Annotated in this window: 1 pseudogene; it reads right to left on the reverse strand. The window is 70.5% G+C overall.

Going from position 1 to position 295, the window contains the following annotated elements:
* Positions 1-295: pseudogene (locus PZH32_RS13285) on the reverse strand (thiamine pyrophosphate-dependent enzyme); the annotation flags it as partial.

Raw genomic sequence — 295 nt, forward strand, 5'->3', positions numbered from 1 at the left:
GCGTGTAGCAGCCGATGTCCCCGCACAGCACAGCCTCACGGCCGCGAAGCGCCTGCTTCACGGCATAGAAGCTGCCGCGGTGAGGGCAGCCCGCGCACAGCACCGGCGGCCGCACGGGTAACGGGCCCTCGTAGCTGAGATCGTTGGCGCCGATGGTGGACGCCACCAGGGCGGCGAGCCCATTGGAGCGGTCGGTGCGGTCGAAGAACCTCCCCAGGCGGCCGGCGATGTTCTCCGTCGTGTTCTCGCCGCGATCGTTAGCCTCGCCGGTCAGCTTGCCGTGCACCCGCAGCGG

This window comes from Adlercreutzia equolifaciens (genome assembly GCF_029076695.1).
Taxonomy (GTDB): Bacteria; Actinomycetota; Coriobacteriia; order Coriobacteriales; family Eggerthellaceae; genus Adlercreutzia; species Adlercreutzia equolifaciens_A.